Below are 8917 nucleotides of genomic sequence, written 5' to 3'. Positions count from 1 at the left end.
CCGGTGGTGGGCCAGGTCAGGACGAGTTTGCCCATGTGGCGGGCCTGGGCCATGGTGCGGAAGGCCGCCGCGGCCTCGGTCACCGGGTAGGTGGTGGTCGGCAGGGCCGGGATCAGGCCCTGACCCAGTGCCCGGGTGAGCTGCGCTCCGGTCTCGGCCCAGGTGGGGCTGTCGGGGCGGGTGAGGTCGACGGTGTGGAAGGAGGCGTTGCGGGCCAGCGGCAGCAGGCTGATCCGGGTGCCCGCGAAGATGTCCTTCTTGCCGATCTCGATGAACCTGCCGCCGGGCGCCAGCAGGTTAAGGCTCGCGGCCTGGCCGGGCCCGGTCAGCGAGTTCAGGACGACGTCGACGCCGCGGCCGTCGGTGGCCCGGCGGATGTGGTCGGCGAAGGCGAGAGTGCGCGAGTCCATCACGTGCTCGATGCCCCGCTCACGCAGCCAGGCGCGTTTGGCCTCGGTTCCGGCGGTGGCGAAGACCTCCGCGCCGCACAGCCGGGCGATATTGACGGCCGCCAGCCCCGTGCCACCACTGGCGCTGTGGATCAGCACCCGCTCCCCCGCGCGCAGCCCGGCCAGGGTCCGCAGGCCGTGCCAGGCGGTGAGGTAGGCGCAGGGCAGGGCGGCCGCGTCCTTAAGGCTCATGCCGTCGGGCACCGGCATCACCCGCCAGTCGGCGTCCACGCACACGAAGGAGGAGGAGGAGGAGAGGGACAATTCGATCACCACAGCGGTGACCCGGTCGCCGGGGCGCAGATGCGTGACGCCGTCCCCGACGGCGCTGACCTGCCCGGCGCAGTCGAAGGCGGTCCTCAACGCGTCCTGGTCCTCCAGGCGGAACCTCTGGTAGACGCCCGCGGCGATCAGGACGTTGATGAAGTTGACGCTGGTGGCGCGGACGCGGATCTCGACCTGCCCGGGGCCCGGCGGGATGCGGGGCGCGGCGAGCAGTTCGAGGGAGTCCAGGTCGCCGACGGCCCGCGCCCGCAGGTCGGTGCGGTCGTGGGCGTGGTCGACCGCGCGGCGGCGCCGCTCCTCGGCGGTCAGGGGACGTGGGGTCAGGGCAGCGGTGAAGCGCCGGCCGCCCCGGTATGCGACGTGGTCGTGGATGTCGGGGCAGGCCAGCAGCTCCCGGCCGATCTGCGTCGGTGTGGTGTGTTCGTCGGTGTCGAGCAGGGTCGCCGTCAGGGCGGGGTGTTCGTAGCCGAGGGTGCGCAGGGCGCCGCGCAGCCCGGCCTGGGCCAGGTCGGGCACGTCGGTGGCGTGCACGGTTTCGGCGTGGCGGGTCAGGGCCCACAGCCGCACCCGGCCGCCGGTGTCCAGGCCGGCCAGGGCGCGGGCCAGGTGTAGCAGCCTGGTGGTGTTGTCCTGCGCGAGCGCCACCACCCGTTCCCCGTCCGCGGCCTGTCCGGGGGTGGGCAGGAACACCACCGCCGTGCGGGGCCCGCCCACCGTGCGCAGGGCCCGCTCCAGCGCCGTGCGCGTCTGACTCTCGGTGGGGGGCAGCGGGTGGATGGTGGCACGGCAGCCGGCACCGGCCAGGGCGTCGAGGAGTTCGCCGGCCGCCGGGTGCGGGCCGTGGGCGCTGAACAGCAGGACGTCGCCGGCCGCCTCACCGGCAGGAGCGGCGGGGCCAGGGAGTTCGGTCTCGCTCCAGCACACGTCCAGCAGCCGGGACTGGAACAGCTCCTGCGGGCTGTGCGTGGGCACGCTCGCCACCTCGACACCTTCCAGGACGGCCGCCACCGTTCCGTCGTCGGACAGGATCCGCACGCTCGCGCGCACGCAGCGGGGGCCGGCCTCCTCCACGACCACGTGATGCCAGCCAGCGGCCGGCAGATCACCGTGCAGGCGCAGCTTGCCGATCCCGTTGGCCACGACGGCGCCGCCGACGACCTCCGCGGCCCGCCGCCACGCCGCGACAGCGGCCTGGCCGGCGCTGTCCAGCACCACCGGGTGCAAGGTCAGCACCTGGGATCCGGCCCTGGCCTCATCGGGCAGTTCGAACCGCGCCAGCACACTCACCGGCCCCAGGCCGCCGCCGGCGTGCAGGGCGCGCAGAGCGCGAAACGCCGGCCCGTAAGAGGCCCCCAGCATGCTGCCGAAGAAGGTGTAGAAGTCGCCGGTGTCCAGGGGCTGGTCGTGTGCCGCGAGCAGGGCCGGAAGGTCCACCCGGTCCTCGCCCCCGGCATCCGGTGCGCCTTCGGGGTCGGCGGTGGCCTGGTGCAGGCGGGCGGTGGCGTGGCGGGTGCGTCCGTCGGCCGCGTTCCCGCTGAACAGGGCCCAGCCCGCCCGGCCCGGTCCCGTCGTGGTGGCCTCGGCGGCCACCTGCACCGGGCCGGCCACCGCAAGGGCGGCGTGGATCCGCAGATCGGACACCACCACCTGCCGGGGTGAGGTGGCGAACAGGTCGGCGGCGGCTCGCACGCACATCTCCGCATACCCGGTGCCCGGTAGCACGGGGGCCCCTTGGAAGGTGTGGTCGGCCAGCCACGGCAGGCGGCCCGGATCGACAGTGCCCTGCCACAGGTGCCGGCCCTCGCTGCGCGGGTCGCTCATCTGGACGCCCAGCAGCGGATGGCCGGCCACCGCATCGCTGGCGCGGGAGGGCGCATCGACGGCCAGGTGCCGGCGCTCCCACGTGGTGGGCGGCACATCCACCAGCTGCCCGTCCCCGTAGTGCCGGCCGAAGTCCACCGCCCCGCCGGCCACGTGCAAGGCGCCCAGCTGGGTAAGGAACGAGCGCCGCTCGGGGCGCCCGCGCAGCAACGAGGCAACGGCGGCCACCGGCCCGCCGGTACTGGCGTGGACGGCGCTGATGAGCACCGGGTGCGCACCCAGTTCGACGAACAGCCGGTACCCGTCCTCGTAGGCCGCGCGCAGCGCGGCCATCAGCCGGATCGGCTGGCGCTGGGCGGTGAACCAGTAGGCGCTGTCGAAGGCAGCCGCCTCGCGGGGGTCCTGAAGGACGGTGGTGTAGTGCGGCAGGCGGGCGGGGGCCGGACGGATACCGGCCAGCGCCTCGGCCAGTGGATCCCGCAGCGGGTCCATGCACGCGCTATGCCCGGCCGTATCCACCTTCATCAAGCGCACCGGGATCTGCCGCGCCTGCCATCGCGCCACCAGGGCACGGACAGTGTCGGCGCCACCACCGACCACAGTCAGCTGCGGAGCGGTGATCGACGCCACCGACACATCCCGCGCCCCTTCCTCGGCCAGGAGCCGCTCCACCTCCTCGCACCCCAGGGCCACGGACGCCATCAGACCCGTGCCCGCGACGGTCTGGATCAGACGCGAACGCCGGCAGATCACCCGCACCCCGTCCTCAACACTCAACGCCCCCACGACCACGGCCGCGGCGACCTCGCCCATGGACTGGCCGATGACCGCCGCAGGCTCCACCCCCCACGAACGCCACATCGCCGCCAGCCCCAACTGGACGGCGAACAACGCCGGCTGGACGCGGTCCATCCGCACCGCCTCCCGCGGCGCCCGCAGGACGCCGCGCACCGAGAACCCCGACTCCGCCCGGATCAACGGCTCCAACTCGTCGATGACCGCGGTGAACACCGCATCGGTGCCCAGCAGGCCCCGGCACATCCCGGCCCACTGCGAACCATGCCCGCCGAACACCCACACCGGCCCCAGGGCCGCCGCGCCCGGCACCACCGCCCCGTGCACCACCTCCTCGCGGTCCTCACCCCGGTGCAGGGCCCGCAGCCGCTCCACCAGCTCCACGCGGTGGCCCGCGACCACGGCCGCCCGGTAGTCGGCGTGCGAGCGGCGCACCGCCAGCGTGTGCGCCACATCCTCCAGCGCCGCCCCGGCGCCCTCCCCCTCCAGCCAGTCCGCCAGGCGCCCGGCGCCGCTCCGCACCGCGCCCAGCGTGCCGCCGGACAGCACGAACACCCGCGGCACATCCTCACACTTCCCCGCCGCCACCGCGGTGGCGGGCGCACGACGCCGGCTCCCAGACGGGAGCCGGTCGGGCGGCGCCTCCACGATCAGATGCCCGTTGCTGCCGGTGACACCGAAACCGGACACCGCCGCCAGCCGCGCCTCGCCCGCAACCGGCCACGCGGTCAGTTCTGTCGGCAGGAACAACCGGGATCCGGCCGGGTCGATCTGCGGGTTCCACCGCGTGAAGTGCAGCGTGGCCGGCACCGCGCCGTGCCGCAGCGCGGCAATCGCCTTCAGCAGCCCGGCCATCCCCGAGGCGCTCTCGCAGTGGCCGATGTTGGACTTCACCGACCCCAGCGCACACCGCCCCCGCCCCCGCCCGTACACCTGCGCGAGCGAGGAGAACTCCACCGGATCCCCCACCTGGGTGCCCGTGCCGTGCGCCTCCACCATCCCCACATCCGCCGGGTCCACCCCGGCCTGTTCCAGCGCCGCCCGGTACACCTCCACCTGCGCGACCTCGTTCGTGGCGGTCAGCCGCGCCCCCCGGCCGTTGACGTTCACCGCTGACCCGCGCAGCACCGCCAGCACCCGGTCCCCTGCCGCCAGCGCGTCCGCAAACCGCTTCAGAACCACCACCCCACAGCCCTCGGAGCGCACGAAGCCGTCCGCGGCGGCGTCGAACGGCCGGCACCGCCCCGTCGGCGACCCCGCCTCCAGGACCGCGTAGGGCACCGACCCCTCCGGGGACAGGACCAGGTTCACGCCGCCCGCCAGCGCCACGTCCGTCTCCCCCGCCCGCAGGCCCTGGCAGGCTGCGTGCACGGCCATCAGCGACGACGCACACGCCCCCTCCACCGGCATGCCCGGCCCGCGCGTGTCCAGCAAGAACCCCACCCGGCCCGCCATCTCACTGGCGAGAGCGGTGAAGACGACATAGGGGTCCGTGTCGGCCACCCCGCGCTGGACACGCAGCAGGTACTCCTTCGACCAGGAGCCGTAGTACTGCCCCAGCCGCCTGCCGGCCAGCCCCCGCGGCGGCACCCCGGCGTGCTCCAGCGCCTCCCACACCACCTCCCACAACAACCGGTGCTGCGGATCGGAGAACAGCGCCTCACGCTCGTTCATGCCGAAGAACGCCGGATCGAACGCGTACACGTCCCCGTCCAGGAACCCGCCGTGTGCCAGCCGCGCCGCCGTCTTCTCCGGCAGCTCCACCAGATCGGCGCGCGTCCACCGCTCGGGCGGAACCTCACCCACCACATCCCGCCCCTGCTCCAGCAACCGCCACAAGGCCGCCAGCGAATCCACCCCACCCGGAAAACGACACGCCGCCCCCACCACCGCGACCGGACCATCGAAGGAAACCGACACCACAACCACCACCTCTCATTCCAAAGAGAATTCCCCCGGATACGCGCCGGGCGCACAGAGAGAAGACGGCGCGCCCCCTTTTCCGTTCGCGTGCCCCATCGGCAACGATCGCTCGCACAACCGGACCCGAGAAACGGAAGACGGCAAAGAAAAACCAGGAAGCGAGACATGGCCAGCCGGCCGCGTGCCGTATCCATGGTCCACAGCGGGACCATGTTCATGAAAATCCGCCCGCTCATGGACGGGTACACACGCAGAAAAAATCATCGGCCACGGCACCGGAAAACCCGACACCACCCGGCGAAGGGCCTCCTTCACCCCGCGGATCCACCCACGCCGGCGGCGGCATGACCTCGGATCCACCCGATGCACTCGTCATCCGCCGACCGATTACCACCCGGACGGTGGGCGCAGGGAAAGCCGCCGGACAGCGTCGATTTCGGCTTCGCGGCCCTGGACACCGCGACCGCGGCGTCCGCCCCACTTCCCACAGCAGGCGGTCCACCGACCGGATGCACATCGCCGAGCACAACACCGCCAGGCGCCCCACCACGAACGATCCCCACCCAGCCCGAACCGGATCGACAGCGACCGCACCCGGCAGGCCACAGCACACGCCAGGCCGCCGCCCCCGGACGCCGCCAGGCGCCCACGGGCGGCGCCGCACCCCCGCACCCACAGACCCGCCGGCGCCCCCCGAGGCACGACCGCACCGCACCGGCCACGGCCTGCGGACACGAAGGACCATCCGCCGACAGCCCCGCAACCGCCCGCCGCAGCCGAAGGCCACCACGGACAATCCCGACCGAGCCGGCCAAGGAACACGGCTGCCCCGGCCCGGCCCGCGGAAAACCACCCGCGGGCCGGGGCTCACCGGCGCCGCACGCAACGCTGGCGGCGAGGACTAGAAGTCGTCGTCCTCGTCATCGTCGTCGCGGCGCTCGTCGGTCAGGTCCAGCGCGAACCACCGGTGCACCGAGGAGCCGTCGACCTCGAAACGGACCTCGGCCCACACGGCCCTTCCGTTCAGCTCCTTGAACTTCGGCGACTGGCTGATGATGACGCCCGCCCCCTTCCAGTGCTGGACGGCACCCGGCCGCTCGCGCCCCTCGCAGTGGAAGCCGCCGACCCCCTCCAGGAAGGCGACGTCGCACCCCTCCTTCGTCCGCAGGAAGCCGTTGAAGCTGGCGACCTCCGAACCGTCCGGCAGCACCTGCGAGGTGTGCGTGAAGATGGCGTGCACCGGGATCCCGGCGAGACGCCCTTCACCCGCCGCGGACGCCTCATACTTCTGCTTACCGCCCGGGAGGACCCGCTTACCGTCCACCTTCAGCTTGAACTTGGCGATCTGCTTCTGGCCCATATCTTTCCCTCGCTTCCCGAATGGAGCGGACTGGTAATTCAAGTCTGCATAGCCGCCCGACATAAAACAACGTGAATAACAAGCCCATAATGGACGGCTGATTAGTATGTAAATAGCTCATACCGCCGACGCTCGCCTGCGCTTACGCCGACAGACCAACCCCCGCATTCTCAGCCCGGCTTGGCCTGCTGGCCGGGGAAATCCATGCGGACCCTCCCCGACTGCAACGCAAGAGACCGGAAACAACTCGCCGGAAAGGCGAACCGCGTGGGGCGCCCGTGTACAAACAGAAGTCGGAGGCGTGGTACGGATGTGAAACCAGACACGTAAACACATCACAGAGACGACGAAGAAACGACCACGAACAGGCCGCCTGCGATGGCCGGAAACCTCCCCTTGGGAACTGCTGGCGGCCGCGGCTCTTTACGGTCGCCGCCAGCTTGGGCGTCGCCGACGATCTACCGGGCCTGCTCGGCATTATCCCGCTCGATGGTGTGCCAATCGAGGGCATCGCGGGCCGAACCGCATCTCCACACCGACTTCGCCATCCTCCAGGGGCTGAGCCTGACTGGCGTCACTCTAATTACAGAGAGCTACTAGTCACTCCACCGAAACGTCGGGAGGCAGGGCCTTCTCGGCGGCGCACGGGTCCGGGGGAGTGAAACCCATGCACCGCCGTCCTGCGGTCAGCAGGTAATCGGCTCAACGAGCGATCCCGGCCCAAGCAACGGACGTGTGCGGTGCCGGGCGATGGCCGGTCCCGTCCGCTGCTTCGAGCGATGATCAGATGAGTCAACACGCTGACTTGACAGGGAAGACGATGGTCGTTCGCTCCCCGGTCCGTGGGTGTGTCGCTGAACTACCTGGCCAACATCCCCGAGGCGATCGACATCGCGCACCGGGTGAAGCAGGTGCTGCCGGATTGTTTCGTGTTCTTCGGCGGCCACAGCATCTCCTTCGTCGCCGAGCGCGTCCTCGCGCAGGCCGCGGGCGCGGTGGCCCGGGGCGAGGGAGAGCCGGCGATGCAGCCGCTTCTGGAGGTCGTACGCGACGGCAAACTGGCGGATGTGCCGGGCATCGTCACCCGCGAGGGACGCGGGCCGATGCCCCGGATGATGCACGGCCTTGACGACCCTCGCCCGGCGCGGGACCTCACCTCACACCGCCGCCGGTACTTCATCGGTGAACTCGAGCCCTGTGCCTCCATCGAGTTCACCCGCGGCTGCCCCTGGGACTCCTCGTTCTGCCCCGCGTGGACGTTCTACGGCCGCAGCTACCGCAAAGCCACCCCCGAGGCGGCCGCCGCCGCACCCGCAAGCAGTACTACCTGGAGACGCGCTCCGATGTCGTGCTGCCCAACCGGGAGGTCTCCGAATGCTGGGCCCGGCTCGGCCTGCGGTACATGTTCCTCGGCATGGAGGCCCTCGATGCGGAGGGACTGGAGCTGTACAGCAAGCGCATCGACCCGGACGAGAACTTCCGCGCACTCGTCGCCCGGAGTCTGGGTATCAAGGTGGCGATCAGCCTTATCGTCGACCCCGGCTGGGACGCCGACCGGTTCCGCACAGTGCGCGAGTTCGCGCTGTCGATACGCGAGATCGTCCACCTCACGGTCATGACCCCCCTACCCCCGCACGGAGATCTGGCACACCGAGGCCCGGCGCCTGACCACCCTCGACTACCGGCTCTTCGACATCCAGCACGCCGCCGTGCCCACCGCGATGCCGCTGGAGGAGTTCTACCGCGAACTCGTCCGCTCCCAGGCCGTCATGAACCGCAAGCACCTGGGCGTGCGCACCGCGCTGGGCGCGGCCCGCATCCTCGGAGGCAACCCCCTGATCGGACAGACCAACTTCGCGCGGATGCTGTTCAAGTTCAACGGCGTCTACAACCCGCAGCGGCAGATCGCCGACCAGGCGGTAGACGCAGCCATCGTCTCCGAGGTGCTCGCGCACCGCCCGCACAGTGGCCGTGGTACGCGGGTCCGCGGCCGGCACCGCCCCGCGGACCGGGGACAGCAGGAGGGCAGCGTCGGTGCGCTGTCGTTGAGGGCGCAACCTGACCGCCCGGCCGACTCCACCACTCGCTGTCCGGGCCCGCCGCACCGCTGTGCCACTTGCGCTGGCTGCCGCCGCCGCAGCCGCGGCACTGCGTCGCGGCGGCCGCGGGACCGCCCGGGGCTGAGCGCTCGCCGTTCAGGGGTCTCAGGGTCCGTGGACGCGGTAGCGCTCCGCGTCCGCCCACCTGACCTCCAGGCCGAAGCCCGGGCGGCTCCGGTCGGGGC

Annotated in this window: 2 protein-coding genes and 1 pseudogene; 1 reads left to right on the top strand and 2 read right to left on the bottom strand. The window is 71.8% G+C overall.

The window, feature by feature from the left end; translation table 11 throughout:
• Positions 1-5207, bottom strand: a 5207-nt coding sequence (locus ACZ4WV_RS35205; protein ID WP_465753147.1) for an acyltransferase domain-containing protein, incomplete at its 3' end; no start/stop codon positions are given.
• 967 nt (positions 5208-6174) lie between these two features.
• On the bottom strand, positions 6175-6633 hold the full coding sequence (locus ACZ4WV_RS35200) for a hypothetical protein (protein ID WP_465753145.1): 459 nt from the start codon (positions 6631-6633) through the stop codon (positions 6175-6177).
• Positions 6634-7457: 824 nt separating this feature from the next.
• On the opposite strand from ACZ4WV_RS35200, the pseudogene ACZ4WV_RS35195 reads away from it, so the two are divergent.
• Positions 7458-8552 (top strand): annotated as a pseudogene (locus ACZ4WV_RS35195) (cobalamin-dependent protein); the annotation flags it as partial.
• Positions 8553-8917 lie beyond the last annotated feature (365 nt).

This window comes from Kitasatospora sp. NPDC029312 (assembly GCF_055569215.1).
Note: the sequence above shows the minus strand (reverse complement) of the source record. Positions and strands in the feature narration are given on the sequence as shown.